This window comes from Flavobacterium sp. C3NV, from assembly GCF_046825355.2.
Classification (GTDB): domain Bacteria; phylum Bacteroidota; class Bacteroidia; order Flavobacteriales; family Flavobacteriaceae; genus Flavobacterium.
In genome coordinates this window covers 1-20,110 of record NZ_JBKQBJ020000013.1, presented here as the reverse complement: position 1 = coordinate 20,110, position 20,110 = coordinate 1, and the positions used below count along the sequence as shown (strand labels likewise).

Genomic DNA, 20,110 nt, shown 5'->3' with positions numbered 1-20,110 from the left:
TTAGTTTATATTTAATTGGTTAATTTCTAAATTGCTCAGCTCAACCCCACTGTTTGAAGAAACAGAAAGAGAGGTATAAGGCTGGTTTGGAAAAAAGATTTCGGTAATTACTTTTTCTCCATTATTATAAAATATCTCTATAGAGGTTTTATCTAATATGATTTTAAAAACACCTTCTTTTTGACTTCCGTCTAAAGCTGCTTTGGTAATTGTTGAAGCAAATTTTTCTGAGAAATCAATCTTTCCTGATTTCGAACGATCCAAAAATAAATAGTGATCTGTATTATTGATCCCGAAAGTCACGGTTTCTCCATTTGCATTTGAAAGTGTAAAAGTGTATGTATCCTGTTTCAGATTTTTGATATTAAAATGAAGCATTGCATTAGTTAAATCAATTTTTCCTGTTTCAACAATCGCTAATTTTTCTTTTCCTTTCAGGCTTTTTACTTTGATCGTTTTACCAATATATTTATTGATTTCTTTTACCGGATTATTAATCAAAGTATAATTGTTTCCTTTTTTAATGACCTGAAGTTCACGCGCAATGGTCGTGGCACTTCTCCAGGATTGTGTTGGAACTTGCTGAGCATAATCCCAGTTTGACATCCAGCCAATAAACAATCGTCGACCGTCTGAAGCAGGAACATTATTCCAGGTTACGCCAGCATAATTGTCTTTTCCGTAATCAAGCCAGGCTGCTTTTTCTGTATCTATTTTTTTAGCAAAATTAGATTCAAGTGTAAAAGTTGTTCCGTCGAAATCGCCAATAAAATATTGTGTTCCTGAACCTCCGTTTGCTCCGCCGGGATTCAAATTCTGAATCAAAACCCATTTGGTTTCATTAGTTCCTTTTACTTTTATTTCGAAGAAATCCGGGCATTCCCAAACACCTCCGTGAGCGCCAATACTTTTTCCAAACTCAGATAAATATTTCCAGTTTTTAAGATCTTTAGACGCATAAAACTGAGTTCTGTCTTGTGCTGCCAAAGACATAATCCATTGTTTATGGGTTTCATCCCAGTTTACCTTTGGATCACGAAAATCACGAATTCCGGGATTTTTAATGACAGGATTTCCTTCCTCAAATTTCTGCCATGTAAAACCATTGTCATTCGAAAACGCAATATCCTGTTGTTCAACATCAATCTTGCCTTCTTTTTCTTTTGTCATATCATGCAGCGTATAAATCGCTACAATTGGAGCCTTTTTACCAGTTCCTAAACCTGAAGTATTATGTGTATCTACAACAGCACTTCCTGAAAAAATATATTTGTCTTTGTCTGGATAAATCGCAATTGGCTGCTCTTCCCATTTAATTAAATCTTTACTAATCGCATGCCCCCAGTGCATTGGTCCCCAAACACTTTTTTCAGGATAATGCTGATAATACAAATGATAAACTCCATCAGCATAGAACATTCCGTTAGGATCATTCATCCAGCCATTTTTTGGTGTAAAGTGAAAATTAGGGCGGTACATTTTTTCTTCTGTTGCAACCGAAGTTGAAACTGCAGTTGTTTGTGCAACAGCCGTATATGGTTTACAAGCTCCTATCGATAATAGTACGGCACTATATAATGCCAGCGGTAGATGTTTCTTTGATGTCATGTTTTTTGATATTTTTTTTGGTTAAATTTTCACTTAAAACTTCTAAAGAGATTCCTTTAGTTTCCGGCATTATAAATATTACAAACAGTAATTGCAGAACCATCATCAATGCAAAAATTAAGAATACGACTTCCGGTCCAATTTCTGAAAACAACATTGGAATTAAGGATGGAATAATCGCCGCTAAAACCCAGTGTACCGAACTCCCGAAAGCTTGTCCTGAAGCACGAATGTGATTAGGGAAAATTTCTGAGATAAACACCCAGATTACGGCTCCCTGGCCAATGGCGTGCGATGCAATAAATAAGAAAAGAAAAGTAGGTACTGATAATCCTCCCCAATTGTAATAAAAGGAAGCAGAGACTAAGCCTAGAGAAATAATATATCCAACAGAACCAATGTACATTAACAACTTTCTTCCTAATTTGTCAATTAATGCTACTCCGATTAAGGTAAATATAAGATTGGTGATCCCGATCCCAATACTGCTCAGTAAGGCTGTATTTTGTCCTAAACCTGCTTCTTCAAAAATTCTTGGTGCGTAATATAAAAAGGCATTGATTCCTGAAAACTGATTGAAAAACGCAATTAAAAAAGCCAGAATCAACGGGAAACGGTATTTTTTCATGAAAATATTCTCGTGTTTGGTAACTCCGTTTTCTCTTGAATCGTCCATGATATCTTTAAGATCAGCCGTAGGATCAATTTTAAACAAAACTTTACGGGCTTCTTCATCACGGTTTTTAGACAATAACCATCTTGGGCTTTCCGGGATTGTAAGTATGAAAAGAATATAGATAAGCGATGGAAAAGCCTGAACTCCTACCATCCAACGCCAGGCGTTTTCTCCAATATCTTTTAAAAAGTAATTGGATATAAAAGCAATTAGAATTCCCAATACAATATTAAACTGATACAAAGCTACCAATCGTCCGCGTTTGTCTGCCGGAGCAATTTCAGAAACATAGGCCGGAGCAGCAATAGTTGAAGCACCAACACCTAAACCTCCAATAAACCTGAAAGCGGCAAATACATAAGGATCGTTTGCGAAAGAAGCGCCTATTGCCGAAACAAAATATAAAATCCCAATCCAGAAGAGTGTTTTTTTACGTCCTATTTTATTGGTTGGAATTCCTCCAAAAATGGCACCTATAACGGTTCCCCACAATGCCATTGCCATAACAACAGAACCGTGAAAAGCATCAGATGAATGCCATAAAAGCTGTAATTGTTTATCAGCTCCAGAAATAACTACGGTATCAAAACCGAATAGAAAACCTGCCAGTGCAGCAGTAACAGACCAAATCAATATCTTGTTCATTGTAGATGTATTAAAAACTTGTTGCTAAGATATCCGCAAAAAAAACAACTTATTTTTAATGATGTTACAATTTAATTCTATAATTATTGATAGTTTGATACTTTAAGCTCAAATCGTTTATTTACAAGCCTTTACGTATATTAAAATTTATTTACGAAAACCATGTAGTTTCGATTTTGTTACATTTAATACAAAAATGATACATGAAATAATTGAAAAAGGGACAAAGTAACAAAGGTCCTGAGGTTCAAAGTTGTTAAAAAAACTATAAGTAAAGAGAATTTTACATTTTATTTAAGTTTTGTCTTTTGAATTGGTGGTGATTTATTTGAAGATATAAAATAAAGCTAAGAATGAATTTAGCCCAGATAATGAGCATTTTGGCTAAAGCCCCTCTAGATCCATTCTCTCTCCTCCAGCTGAAGCTGGAGGCAATTCAAATGTGATATCCTAACAGGTTTCTAATCCCGAGGCTCGGGTAATGTCATTAAGTTAAGCTATTTTAGATTGTGTTCCATCGGAACAACTCATCGGTAGAAAAAAAAATGCATCGTGAGAAACATCGTCCCATTGGGACGTTTGAGAAATAGTATAGGAAATCTGTATAAGTTTTTGCTAATTGTTAATTATAAAATCAAACGTTCCTACGGAACGTGAAAGAAGCCGTATTTATTGGGCTACCAATCAAATGTTCCTATGGAACAAAAACAAAGTGATGAGATATTGTTCTTAACAAATTGTGCCATTAGATTTTTCCTTAACTTAATGACATGCGCTTCGGGACTTTTAGGTATTCTATTGAATTCATCTGACAACGATTAAATTCTCGTTACGGAGTTACTTGCGAAGATTTGATTCGTCTGTTCGTTATCGCTCGGGTCTCCTTCGCCGAAATGACAAATTAGACGGAAATCTTGTTATGAAAATGATTTCCCTAGCCCCGATAGAAGTGGAAATCCTTTTGTGTCCGCCGCGGCGGACACAAAAGATTGCAACGGATAGCGGGATTAGCTCCTAAAAAAAAATTCTACCAATATTTAGTGCTTAACAGCACAAATTGCAGACTCTAAATTCTTGATTGGTACTAATACTTATCATTTTTGTATTCTTTTGGAGAAATTCCAAATTTATTCTTAAAAGCGGTTGAAAAATAGTTGGGAGAAGAGAATCCCAATGAGTATGCAATTTCAGAAATATTCATCTCATTTGATTTTAAAAGCTCTGCTGCTTTCTCTAATTTGACATTATTGATATGATCGCTAATATTAATTCCGATAATTGCTTTCACTTTTCGATACAACTGAACTCTTGAAACACTTAGTTTATCTGCCAAATCTTCGACAGAGAATTTAGGATTTTCGACATTCATCTTGATGATATCATTCATTTTAGTAATGAACGTTTGTTCCTGATTACCAAATTTTGATTCCGGTTCGATGCGGTAAATGTTATTGGTATAGTAATAACGGAGTTTTTCTCTGTTGAAAAGCAAGCCCGAAATGGATTGTTTTAAGATCGAAAGACTGAATGGTTTGGTCAAATATTGGTCTACTCCACTCTGCAGTCCTTTTAAAACCGCTTCTTTATTGCTTTGCGCCGTTAGGATGATAATAGGAATATGCGAAGAGCGCAAATCTTTTTTCAGTTCTTTACTAATTTCATAACCGTCTTTATCGACCAGGTTGATATCGCAAATAATAATATCAGGCACTATTTCCATTGCTTTTTCAATAGCGTCACTTCCGTCAGAAGTATGAACGGTATATTCATTCGATAATTTAGCTTTTAGAAAAGTAACCAAATCGTTATTGTCTTCTATAATTAAAATCGAATGTTTCTCTGCATCAGAAATAACGTGTACCTCATTTACATCTGATTCTATATCAAGATTATCCGTTATTAAATTGGGCGTTATATTTAGGCTTTCGGCTTTACTTACGATCTCTGAAGGCTGCAAATGACTGTTTCCTTTTAATAAAATAATGACAAACTCACTTCCCTGCTTCGATTTTAATTCGATGGTTCCGTGATGCAAAAGCACAAACTCTTTCGATAAATGAAGCCCAATTCCTGAACTGTTTTTATTATTATTCGAAGCTTTAAAAAACGGACTAAACACATTAGACAATTCATTCTCGGGAATTCCTATTCCGGAATCTTTGCAGCTAATTTTAACGGTATTGTCCTGGTTTTCGATAATCGAGATCGTGATTTTTCCATTATCAGGCGTAAATTTAAAAGCGTTCGAAAGCAAATTAAAATATACTTTATCCATCAATCCTTTATCAATAAACAATTCCAGATTTTTATTTTTACAAATAAGCTGAAAATCAATATTCCTGCGAACTGCTTCTCCCCTAAAATTGGTCATTGTTTCATTCGTAAAATCATAGATTTTAGTATTTGAAGCTCTTAACGTAAATTTTTGCTCTTCTATTTTTCTGAAATCCAGTAACTGATTTATTAATCTAAGTAGTCTGTTTGAGTTTTTATGAATGAGTTTTACCTCATCAATAAGTGCGGTTCCTTTTATTTTTTCATTTTCGATCAAAGACTCTACATAACTCATAATAAGCGTTATGGGAGTTTTAAATTCATGCGAAAGTCCGGTAAAGAAATTCAGTTTTGCTTCGTTGCTTTTCTCAGCCACTTTAGCCATTTCCTGAATTTCATTGTTCTGATCAATTACGGTCTGGTTGATACGTTCCAACTGTTTTTTCTTTCTCGAAATAGAAATCGTCGAGTAAATGCTGTAAATGGTCAAACTCAGGATAATCACTAAGAAAAAACTCAGTAATCTCACCAAATTGTTTTGCGAAGCATATTCTCTTTCCTGCACTTTTATAGCTCCTTGCTGTGACTCGATAACGGTTTGCTGCTGATCGACTTTATCCATTTGGTTTTCGATAATTTCAGCATTGTTATGGTCGATTACAATGGTATTGAGGATATTGTTTTTAGAAATGGGTTCTTTATTGTACATTTTCAAAGCCAGTTTTAACGCTTCATTTCCTCCCGTAGGATATAAAATGGTTCCGTCTAAAACGCCGCTTTTTACCAGTTCGATTCCGCCATTGACAGAGTTTAGTCCGTCGACACCTAAAAACTTAATTTTATTTTCCAGACCAACCGTTTTGGCTGTTTCCCAAGCGCTTAATGCCATACGATCGTTATGGGCAAAAATGTATTCGACATCAGGATTTTGTAAAAGAATGTTTTTTAACGGGGCACTAACAGATTCTTTTTCCCAATTGCCGTGAATGGTATTGACAACTTTAAAACGTTTGTTTCCCTGAATAATCTGACTGAAGCCCAGACTACGTTCATACGCAGGCGACGAACCATTTGCGCCTGTAATTTCAATAATTTTCCCCGAAGCTTTACTGTGCGAAATAATATATCGGGCAGCAATTCTTCCTATTTCGATATTATCTGCACCAAGATAAGCGGTGTAATTTTCGCCATCGATTTTGCGGTCTACAACAAGAACCGGAATTCCGGCTTTGATCGATTTTTCGACAACGGCAGTTAAGGGTTTTGACTGAATGGGAGATACAATAATTACATCTACTTTATTGGCGATGAACTTTTCGATATCGTCGATTTGTTTGGCGACATTATTATTGGCATCGCTAATTTTTAAATCGACTTCTGGACGTAATGATGCTTCAATTTTCATTGAGCTGGTCATTTGTTTGCGCCAATCATCTGTGGTCATCGCCTGAGAAAATCCAACCTTTATTTTATTTCCTTGTTTTTGAGTACAGGAAACTAAACTTAATGATGCTAAAAAAAGCAGCAAAATATATTTTACAAGTGAATACATGAATTATGAGTTTATGTAAATGAAAATGAGTTTTCAAAAAAAAATACCTTATCAGACCAGCAACCTGTCAAAATAATTAGGAAGGATTATTTTTCACTGACAAGTGGGAAGGCAATATATAATAAGGTAAAATTAAACTTTTATTTGATGTACACAAACGTTATCGTATATCTGTAAACAAAAAAAAAGAGGATATTGAATCCTCTTTTAATTTGTATTTTATAAACTGTAAATAATTTCTTGTTTTGGTTGGCTATAATTGCTTTGTCTGTTTACTTTGGCGGATTATAAATAAACTTTAAGTCGATTTTTTTTCTCGCAGATTTTGCAGATCGGGCAGATTTTTTTTATAAATTAATCCAACATAAAAACAATCAATCCTCTTGCGCCATGCGCTCCAAGAACCAATGATTGCTCGATATCAGCCGTTTTAGATGGTCCGGCGATAAAAGTTCCGAAACCGTATTCCTGATTGCCAATTCTTTCGTAAGCCTGATGCATTGTCGCGATAATATCTTTTTTATGAACGATTATAGCCAGATATTGTGCAATAAATGGCGATACGCGTTGTCCTAATACAGCATCTGTCACCCAAAGCGCACTATTTTCGGCTACGCCAAAATGAGCTTTAATCACATTTAATTCGACATCCTGAAGCGAATGCGGATCATCGTTTGTCCAGTCTAAAGCCGCAATTTCAGAAAGTTCCGGAATTGTCGTGATCAGGCGTTTTTCGAGATTATAATTTGATTTTATATATTCGATGATTTCAGCATAATTCGCCACTTCAACAGGATCTCCGCCTATATTTTTGAGTACTGTTTTATAGGTTGAAAGCACATCTGGATTCTCTGAATTTAAAAGATTCAGATCAGGCAAATTAGTGATAAAAGCAGGTTGATTTTGCTTTATTTTATTTAAAATATCTGATTTACTACTCATTGTCTTTTGCTTTTGCTTCTCTTGAATTTTTCTTGTACCATTCTCTAAATGATTCCTCAGGAACTTCCGGCATTTCGCGCTGATCGTACCATTTGTTCATTTTATTATTGACCAGACCGGGAATATTTTTCATTACAAAACGACCTGATTTTCCGGCAATATTAAAAATAGTCGGGTTTGCCAGAACTGTTGCCATCGTTTTCATTGCAACGGTTTTTGCAGTTGGCGTATGCCCTTCTTTTACCAAAACCTGACGCCATTTGTACAATTGGTCGTGTATATCAATTTTTACAGGACAAACATTGGTACAAGAACCGCAAAGTGTACTTGCGAATGGTAGGTCGGCATTTTTACTCATGTCTAAATTGGGTGCCAAAATAGAACCTATTGGTCCTGCAACGGCATTGTGATAACTGTGTCCGCCGCTTCGTCTGTAAACGGGGCATGTATTCATACACGCGCCGCAACGAATACATTTTAGTGAGTTTCTAAAATCTTCTCTTCCTAATTGTGTGCTTCTGCCGTTATCTACAATCACGATATGAATTTCTTTTCCGTCTCTTGGTTTCTTAAAATGACTTGAAAAAGTGGTAATAGGCTGTCCTGTGGCGCTTCTGGCTAATAATCTCAGAAATACACCTAAATGTTTGCGTTGCGGAATCAGTTTTTCGAATCCCATGCAGGCAATATGAACATCGGCAAGATGTGTGCCCATATCGGCATTTCCTTCATTGGTACAAACGACAATTTCGCCTGCTTCTGCAATGGCAAAATTGACTCCGGTCAACGCTACTTTTCTCGTTAAAAAAGTATTTCTTAGACTCAAACGAGCCGATTCTGTTAAATATTGAGGATCTATATTTCCTTTTTCTGTACCTAAATGTTCGTGGAAAGTTTCACTTACATCTTCTTTTTTAAGGTGAATCGCAGGCAAAACAATATGGCTTGGCGGTTCTTTACGAAGCTGTACAATGTATTCTCCTAAATCAGAATCGATTACTTCGATACCTTTTTCGGCCAGATAATCATTCAAATGACATTCTTCTGTAAGCATCGATTTTGATTTTACCATTTGCTTTACATCATGTTTTGCCATGATCGAATGCACAATTTCGTTATGCTCTTTTGCATCGGCTGCCCAATGTACTATTATACCGTTTTTCTGTGCATTGGCTTCAAATTCAATCAAATAATCATGAATATTAGAAAGCACATTGTTTTTGATTTGCGATGCAGTTTCACGAAGCAATTCCCAATCCGGGATTTGATGCGCCGATTTATCCCTTTTTTCACGAACAAACCAAAGCGTTTCATCGTGCCAGTTGACGCGTTCTACATCTTTGTTAAAACGTGTTGCGGCTTCGCTGTGCGGTATAACTTTTTCTGATGACATCTTTAATTATTTAAAAGTCAATTTTGAAATTAATTAAATTTCTAAACCTTAATTATTGGTAATTAATTTAACCGCAAAGCCCGCAAGCTTTTTACGCAAGGTTCGCAAAGCTAAATTTAATCTTAGCGGACTTTGCGTTTTTTTTCTTTGCGAGCTTTGCGGTTAAAAATTACACTCAAAACTTATTTTTTAATTTTCCAACGAATTTAATATTTCGGCAATATGAATGGTTTTGATGGGGCTTTTTTGCCTTTTCAGAATTCCTTCTAAATGCATCAAACACGACATATCTCCACCGGTAATATAATCTACGTGATGGTTTTCATGGTCTTTTATTCGGTCTTGTCCCATTTTTACTGAAACAGCTTCTTCGGTTACACAAAATGTTCCACCAAAACCGCAACATTCATCTTTTCTGGATAAAGAAACCAAATCTAATCCTTTTATATTGTGCAGTAATCGCTCTGGTTTAGAGAAAAATGGGGCATTAAGTTCTGTCATCTGCGAAAGCTTTAATCCGCGTTGACCGTGACAACTTACATGCATTCCTACTCTGTACGGAAAATTTCCATCTATAGCATCTACTTTTAGAATATCGGTGATAAACTCCGTTAATTCGAAAACTTTCTTTCGCATTTCTGCTGCTACTTCTTCTTGTTTTTCGTCATGCAAATGTTCTTTTACATGCAAAACACAACTTCCCGAAGGGCAAACAATATAATCGAATCCGGCAAAATTGGCGATAAAATTAGCATCGCAGCCTTTGGTTAAATATTGGTATCCGCTATTCGCCATAGGTTGTCCGCAGCAGGTTTGCCCCATTGGAAAATGAACTTCACAACCTAATTTCTGCAAAAGTTCATAAGTTGCAATCCCTACTTTTGGGTAAAACTGATCGACATAACACGGTATAAATAATCCGATTTTCATATGCTGTCTTTTTAAACGCTTTGAGTTTGTTTATCAATATGAAGGGACTTTTCACTCCAAATAAATCTCAAAGTGCTAATGTAAAAAATTGTATTTCTTTTTTACGCACAAAATTTATGTTTTATGTGTGTATTTGTTTTTTATGTGTAATCTATTTTATACTATTATTTCGCGCAGATTTTAAAAAGATTTAAGCCGATGTATGCAGATTATTATCTAAATTAAATCTGCTTAAATCTGTAGAATCTGCGTGAAACAAAAATCCTTTAATCTGTTGCTGTTTTTCTCTCGCAGATTTTACAGATTTAGCAGATTTTTTGCTTCCCTCATTTTTTGTCATCCCGAGGAACGAGGGATCTTCGCAAGAAACTCTACAAAGATTGGTCTGCAAATTGTAACGGAGCTACTTGCGGAGATCCCTCGTTCCTCGGGATGACAAACTATGCGGAAATGAATCATCCACAATCCTTTATCCTAATAGCAATCGGGATTACCTAATTATTTTTAATTTTTAATTCTAAATTTTTAATTTAAAATCAATGCTTATAAAACTTCAAATCAATCAAATCATTCTGGATCGGTTTTGGATTCCAGTTTTGATGAATCGCCAATGCAGCACCCAAAGCACTTGCCTGCGCCATCGAAGCGGCAAAAACTTCGATATCCGGATAAGCTTCGGCCAATAAATTCATGAAAATTGAATTTTTACTGAAACCTCCATCTACAAAAATCTTCTTTACCGGACTATTGTGAATGACCAAATTAGTCGAAAAAAACTGTTGCTCTACCAAATCCAGCATCAATTGATGATAGGCGATTTCGTAGCTTTTAAAATTATCAAGATCTCTCTTTTGAAACGGACATTCTTTTAGAATATCAAAATCATATTTCTTTGGATAAATAATCTGAAAATTCAGTGCTCGCAAATTCGACACTATCTTTTTATCAAAATAAACCTCTTTATAAGTATCTACAGGCACTTTAAAATGTTCTGCCAATCTTTTTGTTTGTACTTCGTGTTCGTTTCCTGAAAACAGACGTGCTGCTTTTACAGGCTTTTCTGTGTATTGCATATAACACAAACAATCGTGCTGCAGTTCTTCAAAAGTCAATTGTTTATTATTGAAAGGATTTAGGGAAATACTCCAGGTTCCGGTCGACAATAAAACAAAAGGTTCTGTGAAATTTATCGTGTACGGAATAATAGCCGATGAACTGTCGTGAAGTCCAACACCAATGGCTAGTCCGTCTTCTTTTTTTATAATATCTTTTCCGTAATGAAGCGGCGGAATTTTATCTGAAATACCTTCATTTTTGAGCCATTTATGATACTTCATCTTCTTAAAATTCCAAAGATTGGTATGGCATCCAATACTTGTAATATCAACGTAAGCTTCATTAGTTAAAAGAAAACTCAAATACTGCGGTAAATGCAAACAGTATTTTACCTGATCAAATAGTTCCGGATTTTCTTCTTTGAGCCTGTAAATCTGCATTCCTGAATTCAAACTTCCCAATACGGGCGAAGCTGTTTTGACTGCAAAAGTTTCTTGTCCTTTATATTTATTATAAAAGTCATTTTTTAACTCCTCCGGATACTCTTTTAAGTAGTTATACAGAGGAGTTAAAACTTTTCCTTTTTCATCAATGTAAACAAAACTAGCACCATAAGTACTAAAATTGATGGCTTTTAAAACGTAATCCGTTAGGTTTTTAATTTCTGCCAATCGATCGAATATCCAGTTTTTAAGGACTTCGATATTTTCACAGGGAAAACCATCTTCATCAAGGGTTTCGTCAAGATTTACTGATTTTTCCCAAACAATTTTATAATTTTCATCAAATAAAAATACTTTCTTGTTTGTTTTACCAATATCAAAAATTGCAACTACATTCATTTAATTATAAGTTATGAGTTTTGAATTATGAGTTATGAGTTAGTTTTTTGTTTTATAAAAAACTGCAATAGAGTATTAATATAACTCAAAACTCATAATTCATAATTTACAATCCTGTCGCCAATGTTTTTAATCCTCTTTCACCAATTAGATTTTTTCTAACAGAAAGACTTCTGTACAATTCCACCGGATTTAATGCCGCTCCGGAACGCAAACGAGCTTCTGCAACCAATGCACGAACATCTGTACGGAAAGCGTCCTGAAGGATTTCCTGTGCTTTTACAACATCATTTTCTTCCTGTGCTTTTTCTAATGCTTTTCTATCTACCAAAAGAGCCTGGGCATATGCAATCATAATGGCTTCTACAGATTGTAATAAATCTTCTAAAGGATCTTTTATGTTGTGAGAAGCATCAATCATCCAGCCTAAATCTTTGGCGTGATTCATTCCGCGAGCGTCCATTCCTTCTACTAATTCATTAAAAATCAAGAATAATTGATAAGGTTTTAAAGCTCCGGCAGTTAAATCATCATCTCCGTATTTTGAATCATTAAAGTGGAAACCTCCCAGTTTTTCTTCCATCAATAATAAAGAAACGATTTGCTCGATATTGGCATTGGGTAAATGATGTCCTAAATCGACCAAAGTTTGTGCTTTGTCTCCTAATTTTTTAACATACGAATACGATTGTCCCCAGTCGGCCACTGTTGTGGAATAAAAATTAGGTTCTGCACATTTGTATTCTAAAAATAGTTTCCAGTTTGAAGGTAATGCATCGTAGATTTCTTCTAAACTTTCTAATGTATTTTGGTACGCTTTTCTAAAGTTTAATTGACCTGGAAAAGAAGATCCATCGGCTAACCAAATTGTTAGTGATTCTGATCCTAATTCGATTCCGTGCTGGATAACTTCTATATTATGAGCAATTGCTTGTTTGCGAACTGCTTTGTTTACGTTTTGTAATGATCCAAATTTATACGAATTGTCCTGACCTGCCTGATCCTGAAAGGTATTCGAATTCATTGCATCAAATCTTAAATTGTGTTGTGCGGCAAGACTTTTTATGGCTTTATAATCCTGTGGAATATCCCACGGAATATGTAAAGAAATCGCTCCTGAAGCATTGTTTAAAGCATGAAGCAAACCTACATCTTCGATTTTTTCTTCGATAGAACGTGGTTCTCCACCTCCTGCAAAACGACCAAAACGTGTTCCTCCTGTTCCTAAAGCCCAAGATGGAATCGCGATTTGAAAATCGATCAATTTTTGAATAATAGATTCTGTATCACCAATTTCTGATACTGTAAAGGCAAATTTATTTTGATGTTTTTTTAATAAATCGTCGTTGTGAGATGCGATATTGTTTGATCCGATTAACATATTATTTTATCTTTTAATAGAGATTACAATATATAAAATTATATAAATTGAACTCTGGTTTAACTTTAATCTTTTATGCTATTTGTTCATTTTTGCAGGCAGTTATGTCTAAAAAAATCTAACGTCCGAATGATATCGAACGTTAGACCACAAAAAACCACTTTTGCTTTAAACAAACTTAAAAACTTAAACTATCTATCTGTAAAAGCCCATTGATACTCCGCCGTCTACATTCAGGGCGTTTCCTGTTGATTTGTCCAGCAAACCGCCAACGAATGCAAAACAAGCGTTTGCAATATCATCCGGCAATATAATTTCATTTAGTAACGTACGTTTTGCATAATACGCCGGTAACTCAGCAACCGTTATACCGTATGCTTTTGCACGACCTTCTGCCCAGCCACCAGACCAAATATTAGAATCTGAGATTACTGCATCAGGATTTACTGTGTTTACACGAATTTTATCGGCACCTAATTCAGCTGCCATCAAACGGGTTAAATGTGCCTGAGCTGCTTTGGCTGAACCGTAACCCGGATTATTTGGACCCGCAACAACTGCATTTTTAGATACAATGTTTACGATGTCTCCGCCAAATCCTTGTTTGCGCATGACTTCGATTCCGGCTTTCGAAACAATAAATTGTCCTTTTACCAAAATATCATACAATCTGTCCCACTCTTCAAGGGTGTGTTCTGCAATAGATTTAGAAATACTAATTCCTGCATTGTTTACTATAATATCTGCACCTCCAAAAGCTAATGAAGCTTCGTCTAATGCTTTTTCTGTACTTTTTTCGTCTGTTACATTTAGTAATGTACTTGCCACGGCATCTTTACCAAATAGTTTAATAAACTCAGCTGTAGCTTGTTCTAAACGTTCTTCGTTGATGTCGTTGATGACCACACAAGCGCCTTCCTGAGCAAACTTTTTAGCAATTGCCTTACCAATTCCGCCGGCAGAACCTGTAATTACAGCTACTCTTCCTGAAAGTGCTTTAGGTTTTGGCATACGCTGTAGTTTGGCTTCTTCAAGCAACCAATATTCAATATCAAAAGCTTCCTGATGTGGCAACGAAGTATATTCTGAAACTGCTTCGGCACCTTTCATTACATTGACTGCATTGATATAATATTCTGATGCCAAACGAGCCATTGTTTTATCTTTGGCAAACGTAAACATACCAACTCCCGGATATAAAATCACCACCGGATTTGGGTCACGCATTGCAGGCGAATTCGACTTTTTGCAAGCACTATAATAGTCTTTGTACATGGTGCGATACGCTTCAAAAGCAGGTGTTAATTTTGCTTTGATCGCATCAACATCTGATAAATCTTCGTTTGGTTCTAAGGTTAAAACCAAAGGACTTATTTTGGTACGTAAAAAGTGATCCGGGCAAGAAGTTCCAAGTGGAGCCAGTTTTGATAAATCATTAGAATTAATGAATTCCAAAACTCTTGCATCATCTGTATAATGTCCAATCATTTGACGTTCTGATGAACAGAAACCTCTAAGAATTGGTGCTACTTTTGCCGCTTTTAATTTACGATCAGCCTCAGGAAGACTGTCTATTTTTTTACCTCCAAAAACAGCGCGTTTTTTTCCGTAGTTACTTTCTAAATATTCAGCACATTTCTCGATTACCTCAAGTGTGTTTACATAACTTTCGTAAGCAGTATCTCCCCAGGTAAACAAACCATGAGAACCTAACATGATACCACGCAATTTTTTTCCTTTTTTCTCTGCCTCTTCCAGACAGCTTCTTAACTGAAGCCCTAAGTCAAAACCAGGACGCTGCCATCCTACCCAGCCAATTTCGCCGTCGAATAATTCGTGGGTAATTTTAGCTCCGTCTTTGGCTGCAGCGATTGCAATTGCCGCATCAGGATGTAAGTGATCGATATGTTTGAAGGGCAAAAAACCATGTAAAGGCGTATCTATAGAAGGTGCTTTTGAAGCCAAATCGAAAATACAGTGATTGAATAATTCGACCATTTCGTCTTCGAATTCTATTCCTCTGTATACATTTTCAAGATTGCGAAGACGATCCAGATAAAGTGCCGCACAACCCGATTTTGTCAATGTACCAATGTCTCCACCAGAACCTTTAATCCACATTACTTCAGAGGTTTCTCCGGTTAACGGATCTTTATCGGTAATTTTTACCGACGTGTTTCCACCGCCATAGTTTGTCAGTCTTAAATCGGCCCCTAATAAATTAGATCGATAAATGAAAAGCGCTACTTCATCTCCTGCCAATGCTGCTGCCTTAGCGTCATCCCAAAGATAGCTTACATGCTTAAAAGTCATATTATTTATATTTATATTCGACATTGTTGTTATGTTATGTTTGTATGTTTATAATGAGTTTCCAATTCCAACTAAAACAATTGATAGCATGATCAGTGCAATTCCCCAACCAAAAGTTCTAAGTGTTCTCTTAGAAACTCCTGCCCATTCTTTAAGATAAAAGCCCCAGAAATTTGCCGTGAGGATAATGGTTGCCATGTGCAAAATCCATGAACTTGCGCCGTTTCCTAATTTGCTTTCTCCCATTCCGTAAAAGAAAAATTGTAAAAACCACATCGTTCCTGCAATACCCGAAAAAAGGACGTTTCTGGCAATTGGCGTTTTGGTATTGGTATAATCTGAGAAAGTTTTATTTTTGAAATTAAGGTACATGCACCAGATAAAGTTGGTGGTAAGACCTCCCCACATCAAAACTATATAGGTCACATTGTTTTGGAATAACGGATTACAGCCATAATTTACTGCGGTTTCTGCCATTGGTTTTCCAGCTTCGATTCCGTAATTAAAAAACGAACTCAGAATTCCCGAAATAACGGCGATAATTAAACCTTTTACTAAACTAAAATCTTTGTCTTTGTCCTCGTGTCCTGTTGCAAAATCTTTTTCTTTTAAAATTCCTGCTTTTCCGGAAATGGCAATTCCTATAAGACAAACTAAAACTCCTGCCAGAACAAGACGTCCGCCTGGATTTGAAAGCATATCGGTAAACGAAATTTTACCTTCTGTTGGATATAAATCGTAATAAACAGACGGAACCAAGGCACCAAAAGCAGAACAAAATCCAAGGATAATAGAGTTTCCTAAAGACATTCCTAAATAGCGAACTCCCAAGCCGTAGGTTAATCCGCCAACTCCCCAAATTAATCCCATCAAAAAGGTGAATGCTTTTATGGTTGGCGATGCTGTTACAATAATATCGACAAAATTTGGAATCGTTAAATAGGCAGCAATGGGCGGTACTATTAGCCAGGAGAAAAATCCTCCCACGATCCAGTAGCTTTCCCAAGCCCAATCTTTTACTTTTTTAAATGGCATATAAAAACTACCTGAAGAAAATCCTCCGATAGAATGAAAAATGATTCCTAATAATGATTCCATTAATAATTTAGTTTTTGGTTAATTTGATAGTTAAATTGGTTTTGTAAAATAATAGAATGTAAAAAAGAAAACTGTCCTGTACTATCCTTTATAGTTTTGTTATTTATGTTAAAACTGAAGATTATTACAAACAACTGCCCGATATTATTGGAAATATAAATTTAAAATTTCTATTTTAGCAATCGATTTCGTAATTATTATATCCTCAATTTGCCTTAAACATACAAATCAGCAAAAACATACAACAACCCTTATTTAATTTGAAAGCCTTTGTGAGAAAAGTACCGGACTGAATTATTTTACCGTTTTAGGCTAAAACTTTTTTTGCACAAATTATAACTCAAAATTAAATCGTAACTTATTGCTGCATAATTTACAAGACTTAAAAAATGATTAAATTAATTAAAATAGATGAAGAGTCCAGGATTCCTAAATACAAACAAATTGTAGATTCGATCCTGCAGAATATTGCCAACGGAAACTTAAAAATAAATCAAAAAATACCTTCTATAAATAGCTTTAGCGAAGAGTTTTATATGTCGAGAGATACTGTCGAAAAGGCCTATAATATTCTAAAAGAGCGAAAAATCATTTCTTCTATAAGAGGAAAAGGATATTATATTACCCGAACTAAACTGGAATCTAAGGTAAATATCCTCTTTGTGTTAAATAAGCTTAGTGCTTATAAAATGAAGACTTACAACTCATTTATCAATACAATTGGAGCAAATGCGCATACTGATCTGCATATTTACCACTGCGACGAAACCTTGTTTTTGAACTTACTGGATAAATTTGAAGGTGCTTATGATTATTATGTGATTACAACGCATTTTAAAACCGATGAATTAAAACACCTTAGTTTTACTGATGAAGTTGCGAAAGCGATCCAGAATATACCAGAGGACAAACTTGTTTTAATGGATAATATCAAACTGGGGATGCAGGGCGAAATCATCAAGATTTATCAGGATTTTGAAAATGATATTTATAACGCCTTAAAGGAAGGTCTTGCCAAAATAACAAAATACGAAAAACTAATTCTTGTCTATCCTGACAAAGCGGTTTATCCGTATCCGCGCAGAATTTTGCATGGGTTTAGAAAATTTTGTGTAGAGCATGAAATCAATTTTGAAATTCTAAGCGAAGTCTACGACGATATGATTCTTAAAAAAGGGGATTTATTTATCACCATCGAAGAATCGGATTTGGTGAATTTAATGAAACAAATTCGCGATGAAAAATTTACTCTGGGTAAGGATATTGGCGTGATTTCGTATAATGATACGCCTTTGAAAGAGTTATTGGGGATAACCGTTATGTCTACCGATTTTAATGTAATGGGGGAAACTGCCGCCCGAATGATTCTGAATAAAGAAAAAGGACAGGTAAAAGTGCCGTTTAATTTTATTGATCGAAATTCTATTTAGTTTTTTTGCCACTAAGACGCTAAGGTGCTAAGTTTTTTTTATAGAATTGAGATTCTAATTATGTATTAAAGTAGAAAGCTTCAGGGAAATCTGGGGCTTTTTTTTTAAAAAAATCAGGAGAATTTTATTTGATTTAAGATTTATTAGAACAAAAAAATTGCGCAAAGTATGAGGCATTTGTTTAGCTTTTCAAGTAAATCCTTTTAAGAAAATAGATTTTTTAAATTTCATTACTATCATACTAACCTCACAAACTATTTAACTAAGAAAACATTGCTAAGAAAAAAATAAGTTTAGGTACGTATTGCGGATAACTAAATAGAATCATATCTATATTTTTGCCCAAAATCCATCATAAAGGATTTCAAAACCCTAAAATAACTAAAAACTATGTCTGATTTTTTAAAACAGTTTGGAGAAGATCTAAAAAAAAATGTACCCGGTTTTATCGCAGTTTCTGTAGCTGAAATCAAAAGTGGAATGTCATATTATTCACAATCTGTGGTAAGCGATTTCGATCCTGAATTGGCCTCTGCATTTAATCTTGAAGTTGTTAAAGCAAAAATGAATGCTATAAAAGCATTAAATTTGCAAGGACAGGCTGTTGATAATGTAATGATTACCCTAACTTCTCAAATTCACATTATTGACGTTTCTGATAATGGAGAATATTTTATTTATTTAGCTGTAGATTCTACAAGAGCTAATTTAGGGATGACAAAATCTATCCTGAATAAATACAAAAAAGAAATAGCAGAAAAATTGTAATTGTATTTTATATAAATTTTAAAAAGAGAATATTCGTTTTTGAATATTCTCTTTTTTATTTATGCTCTTTCTTTGCATGCCTAATTCATTTATCTATATTTATTCGGTAAAAGAAAATAGCCCTAAATGGAATTACGAGAGTACTTCGAAAAATACCCAAATGAAGAAATTTGCATTGAAGAATTTAAAAACAAGCGTTTAAAAAATGGTTTGATTTGCAAGAAATGCGCAAATAATACCCATTCCTTCAGAAAATCTGATTTAAAATTTCAATGCAGGAAATGCAAAAACAGAATTGGTCTTCGTTCCGGAACAGTGATGGAAAACTCTAATTTACCTCTTAAATACTGGATGATTTGTATTGAACTAATGACACTCTCTAAAAGAAAATTTTCTATTTTAGAAATACAATATTTGTTAGGACACAAACGATACGAACCTATTTGGTTAATGGTACAGAAAATTCGTTTTGTAATGCAAAAAAGAGATGAAAAATATACACTTCGGGCGTATACTGAATTTGATCCTGAATTTCTCAACGAAGTTGGAAAACTTAACTTTTCTAAAAATGAACAACTAGAATCTGTTGTAAATTAATTCGATTGAGATATTTTTTTTCTACCAAGACACTAAGTTTTTTTTATAGAATTGAGACTCTAATTAAGAATATTAGAATAGAAAATATCAGAGAAATCTGGCGCTTTTTTTTTGAAAAAGTCGGGAGACTTTTATTAGATGTAAGATTCATTCGTATAAAAATAATCGTTTTTATCTTACAAAAAATATTTTTAGAAAACTTACAGTGAAAAGTCGGGAGACTTTTATTAGATATAAGATTCATTAGACAAAAAAAATTGCGCAAAGTCAGAGACATTTGCGCAGCTTTTCATGAGAACACTTCGGGAAGCGGGGCTTATTAGCTAGTTAACAATAATTGGAATATCAATATAAACTTTTCTAGTTTTATGATTAACTACTTCTTTATTATTTGTGTCTTCATAAAAATGCTCTTCGATGTAACCTCTAAAATATTTTTTTCCTTTATTTTTAAAACTAATATTAATTTTAAAACTAATATCATTTCCAGATGATTTTAACCCGTTTTTCTTTATTTTATCAATGTTACAAAATTTATTGTCAAAATCAGGTGAAAAATATATTAGTGATATTACACCTTTTTTCTTTATTAACGGAACGTATTT

General features: G+C 34.6%; 13 protein-coding genes and 1 pseudogene. 3 read left to right on the top strand and 11 right to left on the bottom strand.

Annotated features, from left to right (window positions below):
• From ACIDC4_RS17745 to rhaT, 10 genes are all read right to left on the bottom strand, one after another.
• The gene (locus ACIDC4_RS17745) at window positions 1-1,608 is read right to left on the bottom strand and encodes a glycoside hydrolase family 32 protein (protein WP_412043589.1); all 1,608 of its coding nucleotides are present in this window, start codon (window positions 1,606-1,608) and stop codon (window positions 1-3) included.
• On the bottom strand, window positions 1,571-2,929 hold the full coding sequence (locus ACIDC4_RS17740) for a sugar porter family MFS transporter (protein ID WP_412043588.1): 1,359 nt from the start codon (window positions 2,927-2,929) through the stop codon (window positions 1,571-1,573). The genes ACIDC4_RS17745 and ACIDC4_RS17740 overlap by 38 nt, the downstream gene beginning before the upstream one ends.
• A gap of 1,084 nt (window positions 2,930-4,013) precedes the next feature.
• A complete protein-coding gene (locus ACIDC4_RS17735) occupies window positions 4,014-6,755 on the bottom strand; it encodes a substrate-binding domain-containing protein (RefSeq protein WP_412043587.1) in 2,742 nt (913 codons plus the stop codon).
• Between the two features lie 354 nt (window positions 6,756-7,109).
• On the bottom strand, window positions 7,110-7,697 hold the full coding sequence (locus ACIDC4_RS17730) for a LutC/YkgG family protein (protein WP_412043586.1): 588 nt from the start codon (window positions 7,695-7,697) through the stop codon (window positions 7,110-7,112).
• Complete coding sequence (locus tag ACIDC4_RS17725) at window positions 7,690-9,090, bottom strand: lactate utilization protein B (RefSeq protein WP_412043585.1); 1,401 nt, start codon at window positions 9,088-9,090, stop codon at window positions 7,690-7,692. The genes ACIDC4_RS17730 and ACIDC4_RS17725 overlap by 8 nt, the downstream gene beginning before the upstream one ends.
• Window positions 9,091-9,279: 189 nt before the next feature.
• The gene (locus ACIDC4_RS17720; protein WP_412043584.1) at window positions 9,280-10,020 is read right to left on the bottom strand and encodes a (Fe-S)-binding protein; all 741 of its coding nucleotides are present in this window, start codon (window positions 10,018-10,020) and stop codon (window positions 9,280-9,282) included.
• A 536-nt stretch (window positions 10,021-10,556) separates the two neighbouring features.
• A complete protein-coding gene (locus ACIDC4_RS17715) occupies window positions 10,557-11,918 on the bottom strand; it encodes an FGGY-family carbohydrate kinase (RefSeq protein ID WP_412043583.1) in 1,362 nt (453 codons plus the stop codon).
• Between the two features lie 106 nt (window positions 11,919-12,024).
• On the bottom strand, window positions 12,025-13,299 hold the full coding sequence (locus ACIDC4_RS17710; protein ID WP_230039338.1) for a sugar isomerase: 1,275 nt from the start codon (window positions 13,297-13,299) through the stop codon (window positions 12,025-12,027).
• A 195-nt stretch (window positions 13,300-13,494) separates the two neighbouring features.
• On the bottom strand, window positions 13,495-15,636 hold the full coding sequence (locus ACIDC4_RS17705) for a bifunctional aldolase/short-chain dehydrogenase (RefSeq protein ID WP_412043582.1): 2,142 nt from the start codon (window positions 15,634-15,636) through the stop codon (window positions 13,495-13,497).
• A 24-nt stretch (window positions 15,637-15,660) separates the two neighbouring features.
• Window positions 15,661-16,710, bottom strand: coding sequence for an L-rhamnose/proton symporter RhaT (gene rhaT / locus ACIDC4_RS17700; protein WP_230039340.1), 1,050 nt, complete (start codon window positions 16,708-16,710; stop codon window positions 15,661-15,663).
• 389 nt (window positions 16,711-17,099) lie between these two features.
• Here rhaT and ACIDC4_RS17695 point away from each other — a divergent pair, with 389 nt between their 5' ends.
• The 3 genes and pseudogenes from ACIDC4_RS17695 to ACIDC4_RS17685 form a co-directional block, all read left to right on the top strand.
• Window positions 17,100-18,140, top strand: a complete 1,041-nt coding sequence (locus tag ACIDC4_RS17695; protein ID WP_230039341.1) for a GntR family transcriptional regulator — start codon at window positions 17,100-17,102, stop codon at window positions 18,138-18,140.
• Between the two features lie 390 nt (window positions 18,141-18,530).
• On the top strand, window positions 18,531-18,908 hold the full coding sequence (locus ACIDC4_RS17690) for a hypothetical protein (RefSeq protein ID WP_230039342.1): 378 nt from the start codon (window positions 18,531-18,533) through the stop codon (window positions 18,906-18,908).
• Between the two features lie 126 nt (window positions 18,909-19,034).
• A pseudogene (locus tag ACIDC4_RS17685) lies at window positions 19,035-19,493 on the top strand (transposase); the annotation flags it as partial.
• A 335-nt stretch (window positions 19,494-19,828) separates the two neighbouring features.
• Here ACIDC4_RS17685 and ACIDC4_RS17680 read toward each other — a convergent pair.
• Window positions 19,829-20,110 (bottom strand): hypothetical protein (locus ACIDC4_RS17680; RefSeq protein WP_488381155.1); only part of this gene is annotated, 282 nt, incomplete at its 5' end.

Bases quoted from the DNA above. Each gene is read 5' to 3' on its own strand.
- ACIDC4_RS17745 (WP_412043589.1), bottom strand. From the start codon at position 1,608: ATGACATCAAAGAAACATCTACCGCTGGCATTATATAGTGCCGTACTA.
- ACIDC4_RS17710 (WP_230039338.1), bottom strand. From the start codon at position 13,299: ATGTTAATCGGATCAAACAATATCGCATCTCACAACGACGATTTATTA.
- ACIDC4_RS17735 (WP_412043587.1), bottom strand. From the start codon at position 6,755: ATGTATTCACTTGTAAAATATATTTTGCTGCTTTTTTTAGCATCATTA.
- ACIDC4_RS17740 (WP_412043588.1), bottom strand. From the start codon at position 2,929: ATGAACAAGATATTGATTTGGTCTGTTACTGCTGCACTGGCAGGTTTT.
- ACIDC4_RS17705 (WP_412043582.1), bottom strand. From the start codon at position 15,636: ATGTCGAATATAAATATAAATAATATGACTTTTAAGCATGTAAGCTAT.
- ACIDC4_RS17715 (WP_412043583.1), bottom strand. From the start codon at position 11,918: ATGAATGTAGTTGCAATTTTTGATATTGGTAAAACAAACAAGAAAGTA.
- ACIDC4_RS17725 (WP_412043585.1), bottom strand. From the start codon at position 9,090: ATGTCATCAGAAAAAGTTATACCGCACAGCGAAGCCGCAACACGTTTT.
- rhaT (WP_230039340.1), bottom strand. From the start codon at position 16,710: ATGGAATCATTATTAGGAATCATTTTTCATTCTATCGGAGGATTTTCT.
- ACIDC4_RS17695 (WP_230039341.1), top strand. From the start codon at position 17,100: ATGATTAAATTAATTAAAATAGATGAAGAGTCCAGGATTCCTAAATAC.
- ACIDC4_RS17730 (WP_412043586.1), bottom strand. From the start codon at position 7,697: ATGAGTAGTAAATCAGATATTTTAAATAAAATAAAGCAAAATCAACCT.
- ACIDC4_RS17690 (WP_230039342.1), top strand. From the start codon at position 18,531: ATGTCTGATTTTTTAAAACAGTTTGGAGAAGATCTAAAAAAAAATGTA.
- ACIDC4_RS17720 (WP_412043584.1), bottom strand. From the start codon at position 10,020: ATGAAAATCGGATTATTTATACCGTGTTATGTCGATCAGTTTTACCCA.